The following is a 588-nucleotide window of genomic DNA, read 5'->3' as shown; positions in this document are numbered from 1 at the left end:
GCGGATCAACGGGCTGCATCTTATCCGCAATGGTGCGCAAGTCGTCTGCCTGCCCGGTACGACGCTTTATGCGCTGGAAAAGGCGCTGGCGCCGCTGGGGCGAGAGCCGCATTCGGTGATCGGCTCCTCCTGCTTCGGCGCGTCGGTGGTGGGAGGCGTGTGCAATAATTCGGGCGGATCGCTGGTGCAGCGCGGGCCTGCCTATACGCAGCTCAGTCTCTATGGCCAGATCGGCGCGGACGGGGCGTTGCGGCTGGTCAATCATCTGGGCGTGGCGCTGGGCGATGATCCCGAAGAGATGCTGCGGCGGCTGGAGAGTGGCGACTTCCGGCCCGACGATGTCGATGCGGCGGCGGATCGATGGGCGCATGACTGTGGTTATACCGGCCATGTGCGCGATATCGACAGCGCGACGCCCGCTCGATTCAATGCCGACAGTCGATGCCTGTATGAAGCGGCGGGCAGCGCCGGCAAGATCATCGTCTTTGCCGTGCGGCTGGACAGTTTCGTGAAGGAAGAAGGCGCCACCACCTTCTATATCGGGACCAATGATCCCGCACAGTTGACGGCGATACGGCGCACCATATT

At 63.4% G+C, this 588-nt stretch carries 1 pseudogene; it reads left to right on the top strand.

The annotated features are described in order from the left end of the window. Window positions 1-588: pseudogene (locus I6F66_RS21550) on the top strand (D-lactate dehydrogenase); the annotation flags it as partial.

Source organism: Pseudoalteromonas sp. NZS100_1, assembly GCF_015864285.1.
Taxonomy (GTDB): domain Bacteria; phylum Pseudomonadota; class Gammaproteobacteria; order Enterobacterales; family Alteromonadaceae; genus Pseudoalteromonas; species Pseudoalteromonas arctica.
The sequence above is the reverse complement of the archived record's forward strand: the minus strand, read 5'-3'. Positions and strand labels throughout refer to the sequence as shown.